This is a genomic window from Mycobacterium sp. RTGN6 (assembly GCF_033804605.1).
In the GTDB taxonomy this organism is placed as follows: domain Bacteria; phylum Actinomycetota; class Actinomycetes; order Mycobacteriales; family Mycobacteriaceae; genus Mycobacterium.
In genome coordinates, this window is the sequence record NZ_JAPZKZ010000002.1 from 624,348 (window position 1) to 648,822 (window position 24,475).

At 61.5% G+C, this 24,475-nt stretch carries 18 protein-coding genes and 1 pseudogene; 14 read left to right on the forward strand and 5 right to left on the reverse strand.

The features are described from left to right. Nucleotide 1: 1 nt before the first annotated feature. The 10 genes and pseudogenes from SLQ33_RS07135 to SLQ33_RS07180 all read left to right on the forward strand — a co-directional run bounded on the left by SLQ33_RS07135 (nucleotide 2) and on the right by SLQ33_RS07180 (nucleotide 11,582). A complete protein-coding gene (locus SLQ33_RS07135; protein ID WP_319453098.1) occupies nucleotides 2-1,498 on the forward strand; it encodes an MlaD family protein in 1,497 nt (498 codons plus the stop codon). Then, nucleotides 1,462-2,085: a mammalian cell entry protein gene (locus SLQ33_RS07140; RefSeq protein WP_319453099.1), complete on the forward strand. Its 624-nt coding sequence runs from the start codon at nucleotides 1,462-1,464 to the stop codon at nucleotides 2,083-2,085. The genes SLQ33_RS07135 and SLQ33_RS07140 overlap by 37 nt, the downstream gene beginning before the upstream one ends. Beyond that, nucleotides 2,030-2,716 carry a hypothetical protein gene (locus SLQ33_RS07145; RefSeq protein WP_319453100.1) on the forward strand — a complete coding sequence of 229 codons (687 nt, stop codon included), beginning with the start codon at nucleotides 2,030-2,032 and terminating at the stop codon, nucleotides 2,714-2,716. Before SLQ33_RS07140 ends, SLQ33_RS07145 begins: the two co-directional genes overlap by 56 nt. 140 nt (nucleotides 2,717-2,856) lie before the next feature. After that, a complete protein-coding gene (locus tag SLQ33_RS07150) occupies nucleotides 2,857-3,144 on the forward strand; it encodes a DUF732 domain-containing protein (RefSeq protein WP_319453101.1) in 288 nt (95 codons plus the stop codon). Further along, nucleotides 3,144-3,752, forward strand: a pseudogene (locus tag SLQ33_RS07155) (CAP domain-containing protein). Before SLQ33_RS07150 ends, SLQ33_RS07155 begins: the two are co-directional and overlap by 1 nt. A gap of 952 nt (nucleotides 3,753-4,704) precedes the next feature. Beyond that, a complete protein-coding gene (locus tag SLQ33_RS07160) occupies nucleotides 4,705-5,994 on the forward strand; it encodes a MaoC family dehydratase N-terminal domain-containing protein (protein WP_319453102.1) in 1,290 nt (429 codons plus the stop codon). Nucleotides 5,995-6,818: 824 nt separating this feature from the next. Continuing rightward, nucleotides 6,819-8,033, forward strand: a complete 1,215-nt coding sequence (locus SLQ33_RS07165; RefSeq protein WP_319453103.1) for a cytochrome P450 — start codon at nucleotides 6,819-6,821, stop codon at nucleotides 8,031-8,033. 410 nt (nucleotides 8,034-8,443) lie between these two features. Continuing rightward, the gene (locus SLQ33_RS07170) at nucleotides 8,444-9,337 is read left to right on the forward strand and encodes a helix-turn-helix domain-containing protein (RefSeq protein ID WP_319453104.1); all 894 of its coding nucleotides are present in this window, start codon (nucleotides 8,444-8,446) and stop codon (nucleotides 9,335-9,337) included. 154 nt (nucleotides 9,338-9,491) lie between these two features. Next, nucleotides 9,492-10,022 carry a hypothetical protein gene (locus SLQ33_RS07175; RefSeq protein ID WP_319453105.1) on the forward strand — a complete coding sequence of 177 codons (531 nt, stop codon included), beginning with the start codon at nucleotides 9,492-9,494 and terminating at the stop codon, nucleotides 10,020-10,022. 429 nt (nucleotides 10,023-10,451) lie between these two features. After that, nucleotides 10,452-11,582 (forward strand): NDMA-dependent alcohol dehydrogenase, encoded by a 1,131-nt coding sequence (locus SLQ33_RS07180; protein ID WP_319453106.1) that lies wholly within the window; start codon nucleotides 10,452-10,454, stop codon nucleotides 11,580-11,582. A gap of 59 nt (nucleotides 11,583-11,641) precedes the next feature. Here the strand turns inward: SLQ33_RS07180 and SLQ33_RS07185 are convergent, their stop codons facing one another. From SLQ33_RS07185 to SLQ33_RS07195, 3 genes are all read right to left on the reverse strand, one after another. Beyond that, entirely contained in the window at nucleotides 11,642-12,115 is a 474-nt protein-coding gene (locus tag SLQ33_RS07185; protein WP_319453107.1) for a hypothetical protein, read from the reverse strand. A 1,135-nt stretch (nucleotides 12,116-13,250) separates the two neighbouring features. Further along, complete coding sequence (locus SLQ33_RS07190) at nucleotides 13,251-14,864, reverse strand: AMP-binding protein (RefSeq protein WP_319453108.1); 1,614 nt, start codon at nucleotides 14,862-14,864, stop codon at nucleotides 13,251-13,253. A gap of 862 nt (nucleotides 14,865-15,726) precedes the next feature. Then, on the reverse strand, nucleotides 15,727-15,993 hold the full coding sequence (locus SLQ33_RS07195) for a hypothetical protein (RefSeq protein ID WP_319453109.1): 267 nt from the start codon (nucleotides 15,991-15,993) through the stop codon (nucleotides 15,727-15,729). Here SLQ33_RS07195 and SLQ33_RS07200 point away from each other — a divergent pair. Beyond that, entirely contained in the window at nucleotides 15,992-16,135 is a 144-nt protein-coding gene (locus SLQ33_RS07200) for a hypothetical protein (RefSeq protein WP_319453110.1), read from the forward strand. The genes SLQ33_RS07195 and SLQ33_RS07200 overlap by 2 nt on opposite strands. A gap of 654 nt (nucleotides 16,136-16,789) precedes the next feature. Here the strand turns inward: SLQ33_RS07200 and SLQ33_RS07205 are convergent. Further along, nucleotides 16,790-18,280, reverse strand: coding sequence for a FadR/GntR family transcriptional regulator (locus SLQ33_RS07205; RefSeq protein WP_319453111.1), 1,491 nt, complete (start codon nucleotides 18,278-18,280; stop codon nucleotides 16,790-16,792). 557 nt (nucleotides 18,281-18,837) lie between these two features. Between SLQ33_RS07205 and SLQ33_RS07210 the strand changes: the two genes are divergently transcribed. Continuing rightward, nucleotides 18,838-19,983: an amidohydrolase family protein gene (locus SLQ33_RS07210; protein ID WP_319453278.1), complete on the forward strand. Its 1,146-nt coding sequence runs from the start codon at nucleotides 18,838-18,840 to the stop codon at nucleotides 19,981-19,983. Between the two features lie 113 nt (nucleotides 19,984-20,096). Here the strand turns inward: SLQ33_RS07210 and SLQ33_RS07215 are convergent, their stop codons facing one another. Further along, entirely contained in the window at nucleotides 20,097-20,846 is a 750-nt protein-coding gene (locus SLQ33_RS07215) for a FadR/GntR family transcriptional regulator (protein ID WP_319453112.1), read from the reverse strand. Nucleotides 20,847-21,352: 506 nt separating this feature from the next. Between SLQ33_RS07215 and SLQ33_RS07220 the strand changes: the two genes are divergently transcribed. Together SLQ33_RS07220 and SLQ33_RS07225 are read left to right on the forward strand one after the other, a co-directional pair. Next, the gene (locus tag SLQ33_RS07220) at nucleotides 21,353-23,644 is read left to right on the forward strand and encodes an acyl-CoA dehydrogenase family protein (RefSeq protein WP_319453113.1); all 2,292 of its coding nucleotides are present in this window, start codon (nucleotides 21,353-21,355) and stop codon (nucleotides 23,642-23,644) included. Nucleotides 23,645-23,678: 34 nt separating this feature from the next. Continuing rightward, a complete protein-coding gene (locus SLQ33_RS07225) occupies nucleotides 23,679-24,440 on the forward strand; it encodes an SDR family NAD(P)-dependent oxidoreductase (protein WP_319453114.1) in 762 nt (253 codons plus the stop codon). Nucleotides 24,441-24,475 lie beyond the last annotated feature (35 nt).

The following is a 24,475-nucleotide window of genomic DNA, read 5'->3' on the forward strand; positions in this document are numbered from 1 at the left end:
CATGCACGTGAACAGGCGCATCCTCATCCAGCTCGCGGTCTTCACCGCCATCGCGGTCGTGGCGGCATCGTTCATGGCCTTCGGGTACGTGCGGTTGCCCGCGATGTTTGGACTCGGGCGCTACACCGTCACCGTAGAGTTGCCCCGTACCGGCGGGTTGTATCCGCGGGCGAACGTCACCTACCGCGGCACCCCAGTCGGCAAGGTCGAATCAGTCAGTCTTGGCGATCACGGTCGTGTGGCTGCGGTGCTATCGCTGAAGTCGAGCACCGACATTCCGTCGAATCTGACAGCCGAGGTGCACAGCCAGTCCGCGCTGGGCGAACAGTACGTAGCGCTGTTACCCCGTGACGCTACCTCCGCGCCGCTGAAGAACGGCGACATGATCGCGATGAAAGACACCTCGGTACCGCCGTCGATTGACTCGCTGCTCGACGAGGCCAACCGGGGACTACAGGGCATTCCGCATGACAGTCTCAAGACCGCCGTCGACGAGTCATACACCGCCTTCGGCGGGTTGGGTCCAGAGTTGTCACGGATCATCAAGGGAGGCAGTCAACTCGCGATCGATGCACGCACCAACCTGGACTCACTAACCACCCTGATCGATCAGTCAGCACCTGTACTGGACTCGCAGGCGGAATCGGCTGACTCGATCCAGGCATGGGCATCGCATCTGGCGACAATCACCGGCCAGCTACGTACCAATGACGCTGCACTCGCCGGCACGATCGACAACGGTAGCCAGGCCGCCGACGAAGCGCGCCTACTGGTCGAGCGCCTGCAACCCACCCTGCCAGTGATACTGACCAACCTCGTCACCGTCGGCAAGGTGGCGCTGGATTACCACGCCGGCGTCGAGCAACTGCTGGTATTGATACCGCAGGGGATTGCGAACACTGCGGCCGGCGCGGTGCCGAATCTCAACACCAAGCAGGACTACCTGGGCGGGTTCCTGGCCTTCAACCTGAACCTCAACCTCCCGCCGCCATGCACCACCGGATTCCTGCCGGCCCAGCAGCGCCGGACCCCCGTGTCTACCGACGCCCCCGACCGCCCGGCCGGCGCTTTGTATTGCCGCACGCCGCAGGATTCACCATTCAATGTCCGTGGGGCAAAGAATTATCCGTGCGAAACCCGACCAGGCAAGCGCGCACCGTTCGCGTGGATGTGCGAAAGCGATGAGCAGTACGTGCCGCTCAACGACGGCTTCAACTGGAAGGGCGACCCGAACGCCACCCTAACTGGCCAGGACGTCCCGCAGCTGGGGCCTGGCGATCCAGCACGCGCCGTGCCGCCAGCACCGGAGCAGGGTGCGCCGGCGCAACTCCCTGCCGCGCCGGAGCCACCCCCACCGCTGGCGGTCGCCGAATACGACCCGGCAACAGGAAGTTACGTCGGACCCGACGGAAAGGTCTACACCCAGGCGGACCTCGCTCAGAACGCTCCGAAGGAGAGAACATGGCAGGACATGGTGAGCCCACCGACGCCGAACTGAGCGAAGCAACACTCGACGGGAACGAAATTGAAAACGACACAACCGAAGACGATGAGATCACTGACGATGACACGGCAAACGTGAACGGAGGGAAACGCCCTCCACGGTCACCGGTCAGGCTCGCAGTGGCAGTCAGCCTGGTAGCCATCGCGATACTGGCCGGACTAATCAGCTGGCTGTCATATCGCGGATACCAGTCGCACCAGGTCCAGCAGCAGCGCCAACAGTTTCTGGACGTCGGTCGGCAAGCTGCGCTGAACCTGACCACAATCGACTTCGACGAGGTCGACGCCGACGTTTCCCGAATCTTGAACTCGGCAACCGGAACGTTCCTCGTCGACTTCCAGAAACGGTCCCAGCCGTTCATCGACGTTGTCAAACAGGCGAAATCGAAGTCCGAGGGGACGGTGTCGGAAGCGGGCGTGGAGTCGATGCAAGGGAATCAGGCACAGGTTCTGGTCGCTGTCCAGGTCAAGACGTCAATCGTCGGCGATACCGAACAACAGCCGCGCGGCTGGCGGATGCGGATAGATGTACAGAAGGTTGGGAATGATCTCAAGATTTCCAACGTCCAGTTCGTTCCCTGACGGTCGCGCCAATTGGAAAGGAGCCCTCATGGCACTATCAATCGACATCGACGATGAAATTGATGACGACGTCGACGACGATGCGCTCGACGAAAGCGAGCCCACCGATCAGGACCCGAACGGCGTTGCGGCGCCGACGAAGCGAAAGATTCGATGGGGTCACGTCGTGGCCTACGGTGTGCTGCCGGGGATGGTGCTCATACTAGCGGCCGCAGCAGGATTCCTGAAGTGGCTGGGCTGGTCGCAGGGCCAAGACGACGCCGCCCGTATCGAGTCGGTGCGTGCGGCCAGCGATGGCACCATCGCGATGTTGTCCTATCATCCGGACACCGTGCAGAACGACCTCGACGCCGCGAAGGATCGACTCACCGGTGCCTTCCGCAACTCTTATACCTCACTCGTGGACGATGTCGTTGCCCCGGCGGCCATCGAGAAATTGATCACCGCGGCGGCTACCGTGCCAGCCACCGCGTCAGTGTCAGCAGCCGAAAACCATGCTGTAGTACTTGTTTTCGTCAATCAAACCGTGGCCGCCGGCAACGACGCCCCAACCAACACCAACTCCAGCGTCCGAGTCATACTCGACAAGGTCGACAGTCGTTGGCGGATCTCGGGATTCGAGCCGATCTGACGTGTCTGAAAGTGACCGACGGTGACAGAAATCGAGGACGTGGCAGTGATACTTGCCAGCCGGCTGCAAGGGGCTCAGGTCGTCGCCGCGGCCGGCACCACAGCATCCGAAATGGTGGCGTTACGCAAATGAGGCCCAGAATGTTTCGGTTTGGCGTCTTCGCTTCCGGACCAGCGTTGCTGTGCGCCCCGTCGGTCGCGGCGCCACACGCTAACGCCGATGTGATGACCTATCTGGTCAATGTGACAGTGCGCCCCGGCGACGACTTCACCAGTGCCGATGATGCCTTGGGTTACGGACAGCGGATCTGCGACAAGGTAAGGCAGGGGCTTAACTATTCGACGATCATCGACCAAGCGGTCGATGAACTATGCCCGGCACAGATCTGGCAGCTTCGGAACTCCGCAGCTCACTACCGAGGTGGTTGATGAAACGAACCATGATCGTTATCGCGCTTGCGACTGCCGCAGTATCTGGTATCCCGCGCGCGCACGCCGACAACCGGCGGCTAAACGACAGTGTTGCCGCCAACGTCTACACCGTCCAACACCAGGCCGGCTGCACTAACAACGTCAAGATCAACCCCCAGTTGCGTCTCGCGGCCCAATGGCACAACAACGACGTTCTCAACAACCGAAACCTCGACGGCGACATCGGTTCTGACGGATCCACACCACAAGACCGCGCCAACGCGGCCGGATTCCATGGCAAGGTGGCCGAGACCGTGGCAATCAATCCTGCATTGGCGATCAGCGGTATCGAGTTGATCAATAGGTGGTACTACAACCCGGCCTACTACGCGATCATGTCCGACTGCTCCAACACAGAAATCGGGGTGTGGTCGGAAAACAGCCTCGACCGCACGGTGGTGGTGGCCGTCTACGGGCAGCCACTGTAGTCAATCAACGCTTGGGGAATGCACCGATGGATCCCAACGCCGACCATGATGCCAGCGACGAAATCGAGTACGGCATTGAGCTGGTTTGCCTGGATCCTGCGGGGCGTACACCCGCCCCCGGCGTATCCGCCTGTTTAGCGCAGCCGACGTCTTGCGCGTCGTGCGCGAGCGTTGCGGTCACACGTCGAGCCTGGAGCGGAACGGTGAGGATCCGCTACGTGTACGAAATTCGGTGCTGCTGACGCGGTGGAAGCGAATGTAGCGTCAGTGGTATTCGAAACCGGCACGCTCTCAGCGTGTTTGATCAGCCACCCAGTAGGGGGCCGTCAGCGCATCTTGGAATGACAGGAATCAGCATGGTCTCAGTCTCGGCTACTTCACGTCGTCGTTCCCAAGCACATCGGGGGCGACGCCGTTCTCCTATCCGCGTGGGTGGCTGGCTCACGCGCTTACACCTGCCGAGACAAGCGGAATTTAACCGTGGGTAAACCACGGACGGGTCGTTCATCACCGGCGTGGTCGGGGTAGGGGTACGGGTAGGTCGCACGCCGTTGCGTTCGCCAAGGAAGGTGCCAACATCGTGGGCGGTAATATCTGCGACCAAATCGACTAGGTGCCATACCAACTAGCTACCGACGAGGACCTCGAGGAACGCAGCGGCTAGTAGAGAATGCCGGTGGCAAAATGCTCAGGGTGACGGCTGATGTACGGGACCGCGCTGACGGCGGCATTCCAGTCTGGCGTTGAGCGATGTATCTCGAAACGAATGTCGTTGGGTACCCGTAGTCCCGGCAATGCCGAGTCGACCGCTCCCCTCGACAGTCCAAACGTCGTCGCATCCAGAGCTTGCCGTACCGGCTGGCACGGCCGCTGCCTACCAATGGGCGGACAGTGTCCTTTGGTGTCCACCTGGCCAGCTCGCCGCGTGCGAATGGGCGACGACGTGCAAAGCCGCCGCGCGAGAACCTTGTCTGTTGCTCCCATTCTGGCTGGCCTTCACCCCATGTAACCTCGATGACGTAGTTGACTATGTGAATGCGGTCTGCGATGCTCGTAATCGCCGATTCCAGGGAGGCGTGAGAGGTAGTCGATGACTCAGATGACACAGCCAAAGCCGTCGGAGGAACGATTCGCCGAGGCGACGGCCTTTGAGATCGACGACGCCGACATTGAGAAAGACCGTGCCGCACTGGGGGTCTGGTCGGCTTCTCGTTCCGAGGAGTTGCTATCGACTGCCACACCTGAGGCCATTCGAAACTTCGCCCGTAGTTATGGCGACGACAATCCGCTGTACACCGATCCCAATCACGGACTTGCGTCACGATGGGGCACGCAGGTGGCGCCCCAGATCATGGCGGCCGCACTCAACGCGCCACTACGCGGTGTGCCTCTGCCCAAGGAACTACGTGGCGGAAGCTACAGAGGGATACATGCGTTCGTGTCCGGTGGCACTTGGGACTGGTACCGGCCGATCTATCCCGGCGATACTCTGTACAGCTTCACGGGTCTGGAGTCGGTTGAAGAGAAGTCATCGGAGTTCGCCGGCCGCTCCATCATTCGGGTGCTACGCGATGTCAAGATGAACCAGCATGCCGAAGTAATCGGCACATACCGCACACTCGTGATCTACACCGAGCGCAATAAGGCACGGGAGAAGGGCAAGTACGCCACCATCGAGGAGCCGACGTATTCGAAAGCCGATATCGAGGCCTTGGACGCGGTCTATGGGGCCGAGAAGGTCCAAGGTGTCGTGCCGCGATACATCGAAGATGTCGTAGTGGGTGCCGACATGGGGACAATGGCCAAGGGCCCCCTTACCACGACGGACATGATCGTCTTTCATTCCGGGGGATACGGATTCGTGCCCTACGGCCTGAAGACGGGCCGGCTCGCCTACCAGAATCGCCGACGAATCGCGCCGTTCTACATCGACAACGCATACGGCGTACCCGACGTCGCTCAGCGAGTGCACTGGGATTCTGAATGGGCCAAAGCGATCGGAAATCCCCGCGCGTATGACTACGGGGTGCTACGTGAGTGCTGGATCCACCACTTCCTCACCGACTGGATGGGTGACCAAGGCTTTGTCGTGCGACAGCATGACGAGATTCGAAAGTTTAACTACCACGGGGATATCCAATATCTGACCGGTCGCGTGACAGGTAAGCGCGAAGATGACGGATCACAAGTGGCCGATGTGACAGTAGAAGTACACAACCAACGCGGCGAGCGGACGGCCGCAGCGGAAGCGACCATCTCATTGCCCAGTCGCAAGAGCGGTGCAGCGCTGATACCCCGCGTGCCACGCGATCTCGAGCGCGACGCGGTGAAGATGTTCGAGCACCACGCGTGCCTGCTGGACACGCCGCGTCCGAAATGAGTAGGCCAGACGACAAAAACGGTTGACGGTCCTCAGCGTCCCGACTGATAGGGCGAGCGTAAGGGCAGTAGGTGTTGGTGATGAGGTTCACCTGGTGAGCAGCAAGTGGACACAGCGCCCTGATGTGTTTGGAGGCTTCGGCCACGCTGCTACATAGTGTCTCACCGTCGATCTTGAGCCGAAGTAGTTCATCGCCAGAGAAGCCGACTCCCCGTGCACTTCGTCAGTATGCTCGGCGAAAGGGGGTGCGTGCGTGCACGTTAACGCGGTTTCGTCGAACTGCGCAGGGCTAGCAACGAGTTCGCTCGGCTTCCGTCGCTGTCGACCGCCGACGTGATCATTCCGTTGGCGCGCAACGCAGGATCTTGGCCGACGTCCCAGACGTCTTGAACCACTGGCGGTCACCCCGGGATAGCACGTCAGCCCAGTTGCACAGCGGCCGTTTGGCTATCAGTTCCGTAACGATCTCGGCTGCGGCGGAGGCATTCGAACTGAGCCATCTCGAGAACTCGCACCCCTTGAATGGGACGTGACATCAATCGGCTCCCCTTCTCTCGTTGCCGAACGTTCTCATCTCCCGGCGACGCCTGACGGTTAGCCTGTTTCCTAACGTTCGGTCTCACACTAGAGATTTGTCCATGAGCCGTCTATAGAGTTATCGGATTAGCTGAATACCCTGGACCGCCGAACCACTGCGGCGCAAGATGGGCGAGGAAGACCACGACTTCGAGAGTCCGCCGGCGCACTCCGCAGATAGTCAATTCAACCGCCATTTGTCTCGGTACGCTTATCGACGAATTCAACACGCCTAGGAGATCCATCCGATGCACGCCCTGGTTGACTCGAGTGGGATCAACTACGATCCCTACGACTTCGAAATCGACGCCGATCCGTATCCGGTCTTTCGTCAGTTGCGCGATGAGGCACCGCTATACCGAAACGACAAGTACGGCTTCTACGCCTTGAGTCGCTACGACGACGTCAAAACCGCCAGCGTCGATTGGCAGACCTACCACTCAGGCAGGGGTTCGGTGCTTGAGATCATCAAGAGCGGTGCGCCAATTCCTTCCGGCTTCATCCTCTTCGAGGATCCGCCCGCACACGATGTGCACCGCGCACTGCTGGCGAAGGTGTTCACACCTCGGCGGATCGCCGAAATTGAGCCCAAGGTGCGCAGCTTTTGCGCTACCACGCTGGACCGCCTCGGCGGCCAAATGGGGTTCGATTTCGTCGCCGACTACGGATCGAAGATCCCGATGCGCACCATCGGCATGATGCTGGGCATCCCCGACGCTGACCAGGAGCAGCATAGACACCTGGTCGATGAGAGCCTCAAACTGTATGAGGGCGACCACTTTTCCGCCCGAGGAAGCTCGGCGATGTCAGACTTGCTGGATCCCGAGCGGTTCGGAAGCTACATCGATTTTCGAGCGCAGAACCCGTCGGACGACCTGATGACGGACCTGCTGACCGCGAAATACGCCGACGCCGAAGGCAAGGAACAGCGACTCGACAAGTCCACGGTCATGACGTACGCCGGTCTACTCGCTGCGGCCGGGAACGAGACCACCGTACGACTGCTCGGATGGGCGGGAAAGGTGTTGGCCGAGAATCCGGATCAGCGTGCGGAACTCGTAGAAGATCCGGCCTTGATACCCGCAGCCATCGAGGAATTGCTGCGCTACGAGGCGCCTTCGCCGGTGCAGGCTCGCTACGTGGCCTCTGATGTCGAGGTCCACGGCCACTCCGTCCCCGCCGGCAGCGTCATGTTGTTACTCACTGCGTCGGCCAATCGCGACGAGCGGGTGTTCGTTGATCCTGAGCATTTCGACGTCCACCGCAAGTCTCGGTCACAGCTGGCATTCGGCCATGGCATCCATGTTTGCCTCGGTGCGCATCTAGCGCGGCTCGAGGCAAGGGTTGCGCTCGAAGAGGTTCTCAAGCGATTCCCGCATTGGGATATCGACTGGGACAACGCTGTTCAAGCGCATACCTCGACGGTGAGGGGCTGGGAGAAACTTCCCGTGGTCATCGGCTGAGCGCTGAATACGATGAAGATCATTGTCACGGGCGGCAGCAGCGGGCTGGGAAAGGTAATCGTGTCGGCACCTTGCCGTTGACACTCGAGTTGTTGGCTCACTACGAGTCCACTGTGCTGCAGCACGGTCATCGTTTGGGGCGCCTGGGCGGCCGACATCGAAGGTTTCACGAATCTGTACCACTGGCCTATCGACCTTGCCTCGTTGTTCGACGCATACGTCGTGGTTTTCTCGGACCTGCCGGGAATCGGGCTGAACCCGGGCCTATCCCTTTCGCGCGCACAGGCAGTGTCCGATCAGTACCTGGCGATCGTGGCCGCGAAGGTTCGCGCGGCCCACGCTATCGACATGGATCCGGTCGACGCCGCCAGCGCGATGGTGGGCATCGTGAACTGTATCGACTTCGTCGCATGTTCGGACTCGGAGACGCCAAGTCGGTCGAGCGATCACTTGCAATTGCCATGCAGCTGTTGTTGTTTCCGGAAACACCCGTAGCCGTGCTGCAAGCGCTGCCCGATGATCCGGCGCCTGATGCAATCCACGACTGCTGGGCACACTCCGAAAAGCGAACCAAGACGCCTCCCGACCCGACCGCGATGTCGCCACTCAGGCAGGACATGCTTTCGGCAGCCTCGATGCTCTTTGCAGATCGGGGCTATTACGCCGTTTCAATGGACGACATCGCGCTGGAAGCCGGGGCGAGTCGGGCCACGCTTTATCGCCATTTCAACACCAAGGTCAAGATCCTGGCCGAGTTGAGCGAATGGGCGGTGCTCGAAGGCGCTCAGGTGGCGGCCGACCTTCGTGAGGTGGCGGCGACCGGCGGCGGCTTGAAAGGCCTACACGTGTGGCTCAGCCGCTACGTGCGCATGCACCGGATCTACGGAAGCGTCATCCGTGCTTGGTTCGACGGAACCATCGCACACCAATTGCCAGAAGACATCATTGTCCAATGTATCGGCGTGTTCCACTCTGTGGCGATGGTCCTCCTCGACCGCGTCGAACTACCCACCGGCATGGACAAGGCCACAGCCGCGGCAGTGTTTCTTGCAGTGGGACGGCTAAGTGAGCATGTGGTTTCGCTGCATCCGACCGAAAGTGATTTCGACAGTGCAAGTTTGATGAGACGCGTCATCGAACGAGCACTTCTCAGTCATGACCCGCGATGGAAGGCGCCACCTCAGTATTGCTCCCACTCTCGGCAAGAAATTCCGACCGCAACCCCGGCAAGATCAAGCGCCGTCCTGTTGGAGACGACCATCAGGGTTGCCGAAACGCATGATCAGCAGCGCGACCCGAGCTAGCTGGGCCTGGGCCCGATGATCTTGTCGTCGGCCGTACCACTAGTCAGCCTTTGCCACCGGCTAAGCCGCCATCACGGTCGGGCATTGAGTACATCTTTGGAGGCCCAGGTGTAGCGGCCTGGCAACCTTCGAACCGGCACCGTCAATCCCTCAGTTGGAGCTGCAAGAACCAAGCAATGGTTGCGTCGAGCTTTGTAACCGGCAGATTCGGGCAGGCAACATCTCCCTCAACGGCGGCGCCGGGATGACTCCCCACATGGCGGTCGGCGGATACAAGCAGAGCGGCATCGACAGGGAAGGAAGGGCACGACCTCGGCGAATTCCTCCAAACGACGACGGTCACCTGGGGGATGGTCACCGGATAGGCAATGAGTGCTATGAATATCGGGAGCGATCTGATAAGCCGATTGCCCGCAGCGAGCGGGCAATCGCGACCGAGCTGGAGGACCGAATGGACCGACCCGTGGGCGAGCACAGCCACGCAGACCGATCCGACTGGACCGAGCAGGACCTACTTACGCGGCAGGAGGCATTGCCGCGCCTGCGTGAAGCCATCGCTGAAATCATCAGTGAAATGGAGTGGGTCAGCGATGAGACCGCGCGGGCCGCGCTGGCGGTCAGGTTGGCCGCGATGCGGTCCGCTGAGCGACGATTGGAAGACTCGACAGCGGCGAACGGGACGTAATTCGTCGGGACTAACCCGGCGCAGCGCTGCCGACAACTACGACAGCGCCAGCCCAGAAGCCGTAGGAGGGCGTTAGGGACACCGAGGGCGACGGCGGGGTTCCCGACGTCGCTCAACGGCTGCACTGCGACCCTGTGTCGGCCTGGCGCACTCCCCGGTCTAGGCCGGGCGCGTTAGTCGACCCTCGCAGCGACCACTTGCAAACGGTCTTGGCCACTCGATCATGGGGCATCGCCGACGCGGGCGTGTGGCTCAGTGAAGCCGCTCAGTCCGACTGAGCGGCTTGGGTGTGCGCGCCTTCATCCCGTTGGGAGGAGCAATTGCATCTTCTATTGTGAGTAAATCTAGATTATTTTAATGTTTCGCTGGTTATGAGATTTCCGGGTCTGAAAGCGCACGACCCGGTACTGGGAAGGCGCGGGGAGAGCGATGAAGACAAAGGGTGCGGTGCTCTGGGGCTCCAACGAGCCATGGTCGGTCGAGGAGATCGAGATCGGTGAGCCGCGGCGCAAGGAGGTGAAGATCCAGATCGAAGCCGCCGGCATGTGTCACTCTGACTATCACCTTGTCACCGGCAGCATCCCGATGGCGGGCTTTCCGGTTCTCGGTGGCCACGAAGGCGCCGGCGTCATCGTCGAACTCGGTCCGGATGTCGAGGGTTTGGCGATTGGCGATCACGTGGTGTTGTCGTTCATCCCGTCGTGCGGAAGGTGCCCGTCATGCCAATCGGGGCTGCGCAATCTCTGCGATTTGGGTGCCGGGCTGTTGTTCGGCGCGTCGGTGACCGACGGGTCGTTTCGGGTGCAGGTGCGCGGGCACGACGCGTTCCCGATGTCGCTTCTCGGTACATTCGCTCCCTACGCGGTGGTGCACGAAACCTCGGTAGTCAAGGTTGACCCGTCGGTGCCCTTTGAGGTGGCCTGCCTCGTGGGCTGTGGCGTCACCACCGGTTACGGATCGGCCACCCGTTCTGCGGATGTCCGCCCTGGCGATGACGTAGCCGTCATCGGTGTCGGCGGTGTCGGCATAGCAGCGCTGCAAGGGGCAGTGCAGGCCGGTGCCCGGCATGTATTCGTAGTTGACCCCGTCGAATGGAAACGTGAGCAGGCGCTGAAGTTCGGGGCCACCCACGTCTATCAGGACATCGAGTCGGCGACGGCGGGCGCCGCTGACGTCACCGCCGGCGGGATGGCGAAGAAAGTGATCGTCACTGTCGGTGAGGCCGACGGCCACGACGTCGACAAATGGATGGGAATCACAGCCAAAGGCGGTACGTGTGTGGTGACTTCGATGTCGAAGAACGTTTTGGACACGGATGTGACACTGAACTTGGCGGCGCTAACGTTGCTGCAGAAGAACCTGCAGGGCGCCATCTTTGGCGGTGCCAACCCTCAGCATGACATTCCGCTCCTTTTGTCCCTGTATCAGGCAGGCAAGCTAAACATCGACGACATGATCACGCGTCAGTACGCCCTCGAACAGATCAACGACGGTTACGCCGACATGCTGTCCGGGAAGAACATTCGCGGCGTCATCCGATTCACCGACGACGACCGCTAAGGCAGTCCTTTGTCGGTGGCGAGCTGGCGGCATAAGGCACTGGTGCGTCGCAGGTGGGTTCAGTATGAATAATCTAAATAATATCGGTTAGCTATTTGGAGGCATGCCAGCGCGCGCAAGCCGCGCCAACCCTTCGACGCGGAAGGTCTGATCGGATAGACGAACTCCATCGAGACGCTCACACGCTTGTCCGCTCTCGACGACCCCGTCGGCGGCAGTCGGAAGAGCTCGAACCGCTCTGGCTCGACGCCGTCAACCAGCGATTCGAGGAGTGCCGCGGGCGGGTTCGTATACTCGATCAGCTTGCCGAGAAGTGCGGCATCACCAAAATCTCCTACCTCGACGACGTTGTTCCGTTGTTGTTCGCCCACACCGCTTACAAGACTGACCCGGAATCCTTCATCGACCGGGGCCAGTGGGACCGGATGAGTCTGTGGCTCAATACTTTGTCGAAGGTTCCAGTCGAAGGCATCGACACCTCCGGCATCGCCGACACCGACGACTGGATCAAACGCCTGCACGATGTCGGTCATTACGTCTTCGCCACCAGCGGCACCAGCTGCAAGAACTCGTTCCTGAATCAGACGGCAATGGACGTGGAGTTCTCCAACCACGCCACCGTCCCCCCGAGGGGTCCGCAAGTCCGGTCGCGGCCGATCTTCATGCTGGGTCCCCGCAAAGCGCCCAACCGCGCATCAGCGACATTCAGCCACATCGTCGACTTGGTCGGACGCCCCGACGCAGTAAACTTCCTCACCGACGCCGTGATGACGATCTCGGATTTGTCGGCTATGGCCCGCATGGCGCCGAATCGGCGACGCCACGGCAACACCCGAGGAGATCGCCGAGTTCGAAGCCGGACAAACACTTCGCCGCGACGCTGCCGATTAGATGCTCGACGGGTTAATCGACAAGATTCTTGACCATCGCGACGAGCCGATGATGATCGCCGGTCGCCACCCAGACCGTCGGGGTGTATCCGCCACAACGCGCCGCCACGCTGCGCGACGGCCTGGCGTCGATGGGCGTGCAACGCGTTGCCGCTCTCGGTGAGGTGGCCGTGGGACGTGGAAGGAATGCCGCACGATGGTTTCTACCCCATCCGGCGGGTGACGCGCTGGGTGCTCGACGACTCGTCGGTCTGACCCTCGTTGGCAAGCTTGGTGCGAGACAACGAACCTCGAGCACCTTCACCACGCCGTATTCCGGCGCCCGGAGGCGACGGACGCAACGGCGTAACACGGCCGCCCACCCATACGCAGGGCTACGCCTTTGCCCACCACAGCCAGGCGTCGCTGGCACCGCCGTTTCGCCGAGAACTGATGACAGTGCACGCGCTGTATTTGGTGCGCGCGAGATGTAGACCGCTGGCCTTGCCGAGAGGTAGGAAGGCGGCTCGTTGCCGGCGGATCTCACGATGAAGATGACTAGCCCGTGAGACGTCGAGACCAAATTCGCAGAGGCCCCGGCGCTTCCGAATCACGCGGCGGGCGCGGCACTACTGCCGTTGTTCACGGCAGCTCGAAGTGTGCGGGAAACGAGTGCTGACACTGGTGTACTGCACCTAGCGCAAGTTCTTCGGCCAGGCTGTACGGCAATGGTTCCGCCACATGTATCGAGCGATGCCATCTGCAGTGATCGCCTGCGGCTCGATGGAGGCCGTTCCGGTCACACTGCGCGTTCGGTCTCGGACCACAGTTCGTCGCGAAGAAGTCGCTTGTACAACTTGCCAGTTTCGAGTCGGGGCAGCGGCCGAAACTCGTAGTTGCGTGGGCACTTGTGCCTGTCGAGGTGCTCGCGGCACAGCGAAGTCAATTGTTCTGTGAGTTCGTTGGTAGCCACGACACCCTCGAGGATCTCGATGAACGCGTGGATCCGTTCACCCCATTCGGGATCGGGACCGCCGACGACGGCAACGTCGGCGACAGCCGGATGCATCAGCAGAATGCCCTCGACCTCACTGGGGTAGACGTTGATGCCACCGGTGATGATCATGTCCTTCTTGCGGTCGACGATGAACAAGAAGCCATCGTCGTCCAGATATCCGACGTCGCCGATTGTGAAGCTCGCGCCACGATAGGCGGCCGCGGTCTGTTGTGCCGCACCGTAGTAGCGGAATTTGCCGAGCGATGTCTCTATGTAGACCGCGCCGGTCTGGTTGGCCGCAAGCACGTTGCCGTCGTCGTCCAGGATGCGTACGGTGACGCCGCGGATAGCGCGCCCCACGGTGCCCGGCTTGTCGAGCCACTCTTGGGGTTTTGCAATCGTGGCAGCGCCTTCGGTCCCGCCGTATGTCTCCCAGATGACCGGGCCCCACCACTCCAACATCTGGCGTTTGACCGCCGGAGAGCAGGGCGCGGCGGAGTGCACGACAACCTCGAGACTGCTGACGTCATACCGCTCCCGTACCTCGTTGGGCAGCCGTTGCAGTCGAACGAACTGTGTGGGGACCATGTAGGCAGTGGTCACTTTGTACATTTCGATAGCGCTGAGTGCCTCCACGGGATCGAACTTGCCCATGAGCACTAACCCCTGGCCTACGTTGAGTGCGCCCATGTAGAACGAGCGGCAGCCGCCGTGATGCATACCCGCCGAAACGAGGTGTGCGCCGGTGAGCGGCTCGAATCGAAACGCATGGCCGAAAGACTTGCTTGCGTCGGCTTGGTCTTCCGGTGTCATGTCGGGGGTGGGGTGTTCGATGGCCTTTTTCTTACCGGTGGTGCCTGACGTATAAACCAACACCGAACCGCACCTGCGGTCGTCGGGGGAAGTCATGGGGAGGCCGTGCAGAACCGCGTCTTGACTCTGGTATCCGGGTACGTGCCCACTGACGCAAATCCGAATGCCGCCGTCGCCGGCCGAGCCGAACGCGTCCGCGTAGTCACCGTGAGCGACTACCACCTTCGTACCTGAATGCCGCACGATCTCGTCGATTTCAGCGGCGGGCAGGGTCGGGCTGACCGTGAAATGGCGCCATCCAGCCTCGCTGGCGGCTAGTAACCAGACGAGGATGTCGACATCGTTTGGCAGCGCCAGGCAGACGGTGTCTCCGGCTGAGACACCTAATCGCCGCATACCGTGCACGATCTGATGTGCCAAGCCCGTCAGTTCGCCGTAACTCACGGCTCGCCCGGACGGGCTGGCTATGACGGCAGGGAGTGACGGGTACTTCTCCGCGATGCTCCAGACACCTAGACGTTGCTGCCATGGATTACTCACTGCACATTCCAATCTTGTGATCATCGGAAGCCACGCCTGTTTGTATGCGTGGCTGAGCTCCATTCCCCAGGATGAACCCGCAATAGAGTACGCGTTAGAATATCCGAACACTCACCAGACTGTAACCATGATGTGTGGCAGACTTGCGACGTATTCTCGCTGGTGGTACAGGAATCGGCAGAGCGTGGGTAGGAAGTCGAGGAGCAATTCAGAACACTCTAGCGCATCCCGTCGAAGGTAGCTGATGGATCAGGCCAGTGCGACCCCCAATTGCGCGGGGGTGGAAGTGCCGCAGGGTGCTCCGGTCCTCCGGCTGATGCTGCGGCTCACGAACCGCGGCAACGCCATCAATCAGGATGTGGTGACGAATGCTCGGTGAACAGCGGCCTGCGTCGATTTCGAACACACGGGGCGTCGTCGTGCAGCGATCCCGTTTTTGTCCGCTTCGCTGCGGCGGGCGTGGATCGTTTGACGTTCGGGGGCAACATCATTGAGACCGGCACCGAGTCGTACCGCTTGGCCCACGCCCGCGCAACCCGGGCCAACACCTGATCCAGCAAACCCGAAGGAGGAGATCCGTGTGCACGACGAGTTCCATCCCGCCAACACCGGATCGTGACGATCTCGATGTCCACCTCGGCGTTGCACCTGAACAGATCGCCACAGACCTGCTCTAACTCTGCGAAGAGTTCTTCCGCCACGCCAGTCCTATCGTGCGCACCGAGCTGGGCCAATTCCTCACCCAGCATGGTCACTCGAGCGGTCTCGGGTGGTTCCTCGACAGCCTCGGCTTGACCACCCTCAATCGTGAACCGGTGGCGTGACTTCGGCTCCCTCGGTGCTCGTCGACGGGGACCGCGCAGGTGTCCTGAGGTTCGGGTCGGTCGGCGGATGGCCCCTGGTGTGGTGCCACGGTGGACTGAGTTCAGCACAGGACGCCAAGTTCTTCGATGCGGCTGGCCAGCACTGCGGCGCCGACCTCATCGCGACTGATCGGCCAGGAATCGGACGCAGCGACCGCTGGGACCTGCCCACCATTGTCCACTGGCCACAGCTGGTCGAAGAGGTCGTCAATTCGTCTTGGCCTGGAGGACTTTGCGGTCGCCGGGTGGTCAGCTGGGGGCCCGTACGCGCTGGCCTGCGCGGCGGCGATGCCGCGCCGAGTGCGCGCCGTGGCCACGTTGGCGGGCATGGCTCCCCTCAAGTGCGCTCGGCACGTTCGCGAGGTGGGTTTTGGGCCGGGGGTGCTCATCCGCGCGGCACGCTGGTCGCCCCGGGCTGCCGCGACGCTGGTGTGGCTGGGCCGTTGGGCACCCGACCGCTACCTCGCGTGAGAGATTCGCCGAACGGTCCGTCAGTGTTGCAACGTTGACTAGAACCCACCCCGTCGCTTCTGGCCTAGTTTTCGACCGTCGTCAACAAACGGCCGGCAGCAGGGATCGGGTGGCACTCGACGGCCAGGCCCTTAGCTTAGTTGGGTCATCGCCGCCCTCCGGGAAGCCGCTGTTGACGACGGAGCTGACAATGTGGCAAGGAGAGCAAGACGTTCTCCTGCCTATTAGACACGCTCGTCGGCCGGCAAACGAGCTATCCAACTGCACGCTCAGAGCGGTTGCGTCGTCGGGACACCACTTACCCTCGATCATCGCCGACGTCGTGCTCGACGACCTCGCGCCGCGGTAGCCGATCGACTACAGTGCCCTGCCTGGGCAAGGTCGCAGGCCGGACTTCGCTGCACCCAACGCTGGGCCAAATACCTCCGTCATGGTGGGGCGGATTTGCCTTGACACAGCCATTGAAGAAGCATCACCAGAGTGATGTACGGGCTGGTGCTGACCTCTTCACCACGCGGACGGGCATCTCATTGGCAGCTGCTCGTGCTGGCGTTTCGTTGAGAGTTGAATCGCCACAACGTGCGATCTGCTGTGACGGTACCTATCCTGTGGCGCGCGCCGGCGTGACCACACGGTGGATGTGGCGCGGCGGCTTCAGTCGAGCCAGTCCTGAAGCGCGCCGAAATGTGAGATCAACCGCCGACGGGCCAGTGGACGATCGCCGCAGAGTATTGATTCGGCAATTTTGCGGTGCGCGTTGGCGGCGGCTTGGTGCGCGTCTGCGGATATCCGAGACGGGTCGACTGTCGCGCGCTGCCGCTGCCCCCACACCGAAACGATGATTCGGAGGAAGAGTGTGAGAACCGGATTGCCGGCCAGTTCGGCAAGTTGGATGTGAAATGCCTGCGACAACGCTCCGCCGTCGAATTCCAGGTCAGAATCCGCGTCAAGACGTCCGTGTTGCAGCGCGGCGACAACATCGGGATCGCGGCGGCGGCGCACCAACTCATCGACAGCGCTGAGTTCGATCAACTGGCGTGCCTCCCGGAGCTGGTCGATGCCGACGCGTTCGTATTCCAGATACACAGCCAGTGCGTCCACGCTCGCTGAGGGATCTGGACGGCCAACAACCAACCCGCCGTACGGGCCGCGGCGCATCCGGGCGATCGCGTGGTGCTCCATCAGCCGGACGGCTTCCCGGAAGACCGCACGGCTGACTTGGAGGCGGTTCACGAGTTCGTTTTCGGATCCATAGATCTGGCCTGGTTCCACTCCGCTGGCCGCGATCTCGGCCATGAGTTGGCGCGCGACGAGTTCGGCGAGTTTTTCCTTGGGGCCACCGTCGCTGACTGCGTGCGGTTGGGCAACATGGAGTCGGTATGCGATGGGCGTTTGTTCTGTCGACAGGAGCCAATCGCGCATCGACCGCAAGTGGCGCTGTGAATTTGATTCCGCCGCCGTCGGGTCGCCGGCAATCACCGCATCCACGATGCGCTGATGGGCTAGGTGGGCCTTATCGCCGATTTCGTCGCGGTCGACGCCCTGTGGCTGTGGGGGCACAGTCGCGTAGCGGGCGGTGAGCTGGACAACGACGTCGATGAAGAGTGCGATGACCTTGTTGTCACAGGCGGCGGCGAGTTCGCGGTGGACCGCGTCCCGCGCGGGTAGCGGCCCCTCGAAGTGGTTTTCGGCTTCAAGCGCTTGACGCAGGCCGACTGCGTCTGTCTCGCTGATCCGATCAGCGGCCATTTTGGCGGCGTAGGGCTCAAAAACGCTACGGGCCGCCAGCAGATCTTCGACGGTGGTTCCCACGTATTCGAGGTACACCACGACAGCTCGGGTCAGGGCGCGTGCATCTGGTGCCTGGATGACGAGTCCGCCGTACGGGCCCCGCCGCATACGGGCAACGCCATGATGTTCGAGCAGCCGAACTGCCTCTCGGACGACGGCACGCCCGACTCCAAACTGACTGCGCAGATCGTCTTCGGAGGCATAGATGTCTCCGACAAGAGCATTTGAGGCCAGGATGTCGGCCTCAAGACTCTTGGCGACCTTGCGAGCCAGTTTGACTTCGGGCGGAAGCCCACGGGTGTTCGTCTCCGACGCACTGACGGTTGATGACCCGGTGAGGTCGGTGTCTGTCATTGCGCTCCATCGTCCAGCCTGCACCGAACTCTAGTTGGCCATGGCAGTCCCCAAACTATAGGGAGTATCCGCCAACTCAGTGTGGGTGCTCATTGCACGCATCGGGCAGGCAGGTGCGGGCCGGGCCGATTCAGAGTTTGGCCACGCCTTGATCGGCGGCAGTGCCATGCCGGTGACGACGGCGCCTGTGCCAGCGAGTCGGTTGGTGATACGCGCTGACTGCCGTGTGATTCACGAGTGCAACGTCTTGCCCAGCAACGCATCGGTCGAGACGCTCGTACCGTTCGGATTCCGATGACTGCATGCTGACGGCCACCCGCTACACGCCGGCGAAATCCGCGGGCGGGCTGACCCGGCCACTGTGGGCCATGTACCCGGACAACGCGCACACGCTGGTGACCGTCGTAGCCTTCCAAAGGCTCCTTTATGATGAGATACTGTCGATCAGAAGCGCTTCTGATGACGTACTATGTCTCTTAAGTATTCTCAAAGTTGATGATCTCGGTTGGGTTCAGGGGCTCGAAGGTCGTTCCCCGACCGCGGAAAGGGATGAACGTATGCCGTTGCAGCCTTGGATGAAACTCCTGTCCACCGACGACCACCTGATCGAGCATCCGACGGTGTGGTCGGACCGTCTGCCTTCCCGTTACCGCGAGGTGGGGCCGCAGATCATCGAGCAGCCCAGATCTGCCGGCGGTCCGCCGTCGGAAGTGTGGCGCTACGAAGGGCGGATTTATCCCTACATCGGTCTGAATGCTGTCGCAGGAAAGAAGCCCGAGGAGTTTGGACTCGAGCCCACTCGCTACGACGAGATGATTCCGGGGTGCTACGACCCCACGGCGCGTATCGAGGACATGGACATCGACGGCGTCTGGGGAGCGATCAACTTTCCGTCGTTCCCGCGATTCGCGGGCACTGTCTTCCTCGACGGTAAGGACAAGGAGTTGGCCCTGTTGTGCGTTCAGGCATGGAACGACTTCAACGTCGACGAATGGTGCGCTGAAGCGCCCGACCGGTTCATCCCGATGACTGTGCTGCCACTGTGGGATGTGGAGCTTTGTGTCCAGGAGATTTACCGCATGGCGGCTAAGGGGTCCAAGTGCATCGCCTTTCCGGAGAATCCAGTGCCGCTGGGTCTTCCGTCTCTCCACACCGACCATTGGAATCCCGTGTTCGCTGCTGCGACGGACTGCGACATGCCGTTGACGATGCACTTCGGGACGTCGGGATCGGCTCCCATCACCGCTCCGGAGGCACCGATGGCGGTCATGATCACCCTGTTCGCCTGCAACTCCATGTACGCGTTGGCAGACCTGGTGTTCTCGCCGGTATTCCACAACTTTCCGCAATTGAAAGTCGGGCTGAGCGAGGGTGGGATTGGCTGGCTGCCTTATATGCTGGAACGGATGGACGCTACCTGGGAGCGTCACCGCTTCTACCAGAACATCAACCAGAGCGTCAGACCATCAGATCTGTTCCGGCGCAACGTACACGGTTGTTTCATCGACGACTTCAGCGGCATGAGAAACCGCGATCTCATTGGGGTAGACAACATCACATGGGAATCTGACTACCCGCATTCGGACTCCTACTGGCCGCATAGCCGCAAGCGGGCGTCGGAAAATTTCGTCGACGTGCCTGATCACGAAGTACACAAGATGGTCGAACTCAACGTCCGCCGTCTTTACAACTTCCCGGCGTGACGGTCCACAGACGCCGGCCGCTAGGCCCGACGGTCCTCGGACTACTAGGTGACACGGAATGGCCGATGGCGGCGCCCGACCCGACCGACTAATCGTGCGAACAAGAGCGCCGCTCACAGAAACATGTCTCGAACCCTGGTTGTTTCGTAGCCCCTGAGGAGGACTTGCGCCGAGTTCTCCATGTGCCTACGCCAATGAGCTTCAGTAAGGTCGCCGTCGCGTGCCGCAACGAGATCCATCAGACGGCGGTATGACTTGATCAATTCCTCGTAATGCGCTTTCGGAACGCTCTGCTCGCGAATCGCCGTATTGCTGTGACGCTCTGCGATCTCGTGCAACATGCCGGCGATCACGCTCAACGTGGCATTACCGGACAACTCGACGATTCGCCGATGCAGGTTTGCCGAAGCAGTTCCGAGTTGGCCCGCCTGCCAGGCCGCGGGGATCTCGCCGACGAGGCGTTGCAACTCCTGATGCGCGTCTTCGGTACCGTGCTCAGCGAGAAGTCTTGCAGCCATCGGTTCGGTTGCGATCCGCGCCGTCATGACATCTGCCAGGGTTGCGCCCGAGATTTCGAGGAGCAGACCGGCGGAGCGTGCCACGATTTCCGCACCGGGCACCCGCACGCGTGCGCCGGTTCGCGACCCGCGACGTACCTCCACCAACCGGTCGGCCTCCAGCACGCGCACGGCTTCGCGCATTACCGGCCGGCTTACCCGGAAATGTTCCATCAACTGTGTCTCATTCGGTAAGAAGTCGCCGTCGGCAAGTTGGCCGTCAATGATCATTCGGCGCAAGGTCCCCGCAATCAACTCAGCCGTCTTCGGAGATCGAATCGCACCGATTGCGTCCAGGGGAGCCATGAGCGGCGCCAAAAACTTTTGCCCAGGCACGTTAGACCTCCGATTGATGGAGCACTTAGACAACTCAGTAAATCATCTAGGTTTTGCGCTGGTGGACTGCGGCGTGATGTGAGCGGCGTGGCGGCTGCACCACTCAAGACGAAGGATGCTCACCCGAGAAGCATCCGTCCACGTGCTAGGTCGTAAACCTGCAGGGCCGCCGACGCGTCGATAACGACGTAGGCATGGCGGTCGCCGAATCATGTATCAGAAGGCGCCCGCGCCAGCGTCGTCGACGTGTTGGGCAAGCGCGACTCCGGACCAGGGCTCTACAGCACCAGTGCGCCACCGCCTGCATTGCCATCTAGTTACCTAACGTAGTTATCTATGTAGTACGCTATACTCGGCCGGGTGCAGCTGCTGCTAAAAGTATATTCGCAGGTAACCGCGGCGTTGCAAGGCCGCGGGCAAGATAGCCCGATCTCGCAACATCTCTAACTACGTCGACTATGAAGAAGGAAGCTCTGATGTCAATCGACGATTGGCGTCGACGTCTACAACAACTGATGAATGATTTCGGTCCACTTCACGCGGTGGGCGGTCGGGGGGGCGATCGGATTGCGCTCGCGCGACGCTGGCAGGCTCAACTGGTCGACAATCACCTCGCCGGTCCGGGTTGGCCGAAGTCTGCCGGCGGCCTCGAACTGTCGCTGGAGGATCAACTCGACTACCACCGAATGACCGCCGCCGCGGGCGTGCCAGCGCACCCATGCCAAATGTCGTTCATCGTGGCCCCCGTGCTCATCCAGCACGGCACCCCCAAGCAAAGGGAACGGTTCCTGCAGCCGCTGCTGCGAGCAGACGAGTTCTGGTGCCAAGGCTTCTCAGAACCCGGAGCAGGCAGCGACCTGGCGTCGCTATCCACTCGTGCGGTGCGCGACGGGGACGTCTACCGGGTGTTTGGGCAAAAGGTCTGGACGACGATGGCTGACCAAGCGGACTGGATGTTCGCACTGGTGCGTACAGGTTCGCCCGGGCGTGGCTCCGGGGGCATCAGCTATCTGCTCATCTCGATGCGCAGTCCCGGAATTACGGTCCGGCCGCTGCGTGATATCAGCGGTGGCGCCGAATTCGCCGAGGTCTTCTTCGATGACGTCGAAGTGCCCGTCGAGCACAGGGTTGGCGAGGAGGGCAAGGGTTGGTCGATCATGCGAACCTCGCTTGGGCACGAGCGGGCCACAGCTTTTCTCGCTGGCGAGTTCAGGTACCGGCGCACGGTCGATCAAGTGCTGAACGTGCTCGTTCAACAGGGCCTGGACTCAGACCCGTTGGTACGACAGGAGATTGCACGGATGGAGTCCGGCGTGCGCGCAATTGCTGCTAACAGTGCGCGTGCGCTCGATGCGGCGGTTCGCGGCGACGATCCAGGCGGTGTCGCCTCAGTCAACAGATTGGTGCGGTCGGAATTTGAGCAGCATATGCACACGCTTGCGTTGCGGGCGGCCGGCCCGTGCGGCGCTTTCGGAAGCCGGGCGCCCCATGCCATAGACGGTGGTCGCTGGACTTACGGCTATTTGAAAACGCGCGCCAGCACTATCGGAGCCGGTACGGCGGAGATTCAGCGCAACACGATCGCCGAGTCTGTCTTGGGGCTGCCGTCGCATCGCGAAGAGGGCATCCGATCGGCAAGCGTCAAACCGGGGGAACCCCTTGCGGTCACCGACGAGAGTGAGGCGCAGCTACGGGAGGTTTTGGTTAAGGCACTCGATGCTCGCGTCGACGTGACGGCATCACTTGATCTGAAAGGTTCTACCCGCCGTTGTGATTCGGCGGTGTGGTCCGCATTGGTCGAGTTCGGTCTTCCTGGCCTGGCTGTTGGTGAATCGTTTGGCGGTGCCGCGGCACTGCCGCGGCTGCTCTATGCCGCGATCGAGGAAGCGGCCAAAGCGCTCGCGCCGGTTCCCTTGGTGCCCAGCGTTATTGCGCTCAATGTCGCTGTCGCTGCGGGTGCCACTGCGATCGCCCGGCGCATCGCTGCCGGTGCACCTGCAGCGTTTGCGATTCCGCTTGACGACGCCGGTTGGATCACAACGGGGGTAGGGTTACCTCATTGGGACGGCTCGTCGCTGACTGGCGATGTACCCGTTGTGATCGGAGCGCCACATGCCGAAGTGCTGTTGGTGCTCGCTTCAACCCCATCGTCGCCGGTCGACGGCGAGGTGTTGGTGGCGGTTGACCCGGCTAGCCACGGTGTCAGCGTCGAGGTGGAGCAGCCACTTGACCTGACGGCCACCGTGGCTCGGTTGACGTTGACACGGGCGGCCGGTGAAGTTCTAACGGGTGGTCACGAGCTGCGTCGCGCACTCGATAAAGCTCGTTGCCAGGCCCTGCTGGCTGTGGCCGCCGATTCGGTCGGGATCGCAGCTCGCGCGTTGGCGATGGCGGTGGCATGGGCCGGCGATCGCGAGCAGTTTGGCCGGAAGATAGGGAGTTTTCAGGCGATCTCGCACCGCTGCGCCGACATGCTCGTTGCCTTGGAGGTGGCGCGCAGTCAAGTGTTCACTGCTGCCGAAGGCGATGAGCCCAATGAAGTGGACTGCATGCTGGCGGCGGCCGAGGCTTTCGATGCAGCGGTGTTCGCTGCCGAGCAATCGATTCAGATCCATGGCGGAATCGGTTTCACATGGGAACACCCGGCGCATCTGCTCTTGCGTCGTGCCCGTGCCAACGCAGTGGCCGTGGGACGACCCGAGACGCTGCGAGATCGTGCTGTCGTCAAGTTGCTGACGCAGCGCTCGCGCCCTGCAGATCGTTTGTGAGCCGCAATCAGGGAAATCGAGAAGGGGTGTTCAGATGGAACTGCGGGGTGGATCGGCAATCGTCGTCGGCGGGGCGGGTGGTTTCGGGGCCGCCACGGTGCGACGTCTCACTGCTGCTGGCATGAGTGTGGTGATCGCCGATCTAGCGGAGGAGGCTGGTGCTGCACTATCCGATGAACTGGGTACCGCGGCCGAGTACATTCGCACGGACGTTACGAGCGAGGATTCCGTCCGCTCAGCGATCGGCGCAGCGGCCGGCAAAGGACCGTTGCGCGTTGCGGTCATCGTTCATGGCGGCCCAGTATCGCAGGCACGTATCGTCAACAAGTCTGGTAGCACCTATCCCGTCGAGGATTTCCGCCGCACCGTCGAGATCTACCTGACAGGAACCTTCACGGTGCTCAGTCGAGCGGCAGAACAGATGGCTACGAACGACCCGCTGGAGTCGGGTCAGCGCGGAGTCATCATAGGCACAGCCAGCATCGCCGGCTACGAGGGCCAAGTGGGCCAGTCGGGCTACTCGGCGGCCAAGGGCGGCGTTATCGGCATGACCCTCACGGCGGCGCGCGACCTCGCCCCGATCGGCATCAGAGTGATGACAATTGCCCCCGGTACCTTCTTTACTCCCGCATACAAGATGGATGAAACGGAAGCACAAGCGAAGTGGGGACCGTTGGTGCCCAACCCGAAACGCATGGGAAGCGCGGACGAATATGGACGGCTCGCACTGTCCATCGCAGACAACGATTACCTCAATGGAACCGTCATCCGCATCGACGGAGCTCAGCGGTTCTAGACGCCGGTCGCAACAGCAAGCGAATCTGAGCGGCT

Coding starts and splice junctions, on each gene's coding strand:
- SLQ33_RS07180 (WP_319453106.1), top strand. CDS start 10,452: ATGAAGACAAAGGGTGCGGTGCTCTGGGGCTCCAACGAGCCATGGTCG.
- SLQ33_RS07190 (WP_319453108.1), bottom strand. CDS start 14,864: ATGGAGCTCAGCCACGCATACAAACAGGCGTGGCTTCCGATGATCACA.
- SLQ33_RS07220 (WP_319453113.1), top strand. CDS start 21,353: ATGTCAATCGACGATTGGCGTCGACGTCTACAACAACTGATGAATGAT.
- SLQ33_RS07165 (WP_319453103.1), top strand. CDS start 6,819: ATGCACGCCCTGGTTGACTCGAGTGGGATCAACTACGATCCCTACGAC.
- SLQ33_RS07170 (WP_319453104.1), top strand. CDS start 8,444: ATGTTCGGACTCGGAGACGCCAAGTCGGTCGAGCGATCACTTGCAATT.
- SLQ33_RS07140 (WP_319453099.1), top strand. CDS start 1,462: ATGGCAGGACATGGTGAGCCCACCGACGCCGAACTGAGCGAAGCAACA.
- SLQ33_RS07185 (WP_319453107.1), bottom strand. CDS start 12,115: ATGACCGACATCGTGCAGGCGTTTGATCCAGTCGTCGGTGTCGGCGAT.
- SLQ33_RS07135 (WP_319453098.1), top strand. CDS start 2: ATGCACGTGAACAGGCGCATCCTCATCCAGCTCGCGGTCTTCACCGCC.
- SLQ33_RS07200 (WP_319453110.1), top strand. CDS start 15,992: ATGGCTCCCCTCAAGTGCGCTCGGCACGTTCGCGAGGTGGGTTTTGGG.
- SLQ33_RS07195 (WP_319453109.1), bottom strand. CDS start 15,993: ATGCCCGCCAACGTGGCCACGGCGCGCACTCGGCGCGGCATCGCCGCC.
- SLQ33_RS07205 (WP_319453111.1), bottom strand. CDS start 18,280: ATGACAGACACCGACCTCACCGGGTCATCAACCGTCAGTGCGTCGGAG.
- SLQ33_RS07215 (WP_319453112.1), bottom strand. CDS start 20,846: ATGGCTCCCCTGGACGCAATCGGTGCGATTCGATCTCCGAAGACGGCT.
- SLQ33_RS07150 (WP_319453101.1), top strand. CDS start 2,857: ATGTTTCGGTTTGGCGTCTTCGCTTCCGGACCAGCGTTGCTGTGCGCC.
- SLQ33_RS07225 (WP_319453114.1), top strand. CDS start 23,679: ATGGAACTGCGGGGTGGATCGGCAATCGTCGTCGGCGGGGCGGGTGGT.
- SLQ33_RS07160 (WP_319453102.1), top strand. CDS start 4,705: ATGACTCAGATGACACAGCCAAAGCCGTCGGAGGAACGATTCGCCGAG.
- SLQ33_RS07210 (WP_319453278.1), top strand. CDS start 18,838: ATGCCGTTGCAGCCTTGGATGAAACTCCTGTCCACCGACGACCACCTG.
- SLQ33_RS07145 (WP_319453100.1), top strand. CDS start 2,030: ATGTACAGAAGGTTGGGAATGATCTCAAGATTTCCAACGTCCAGTTCG.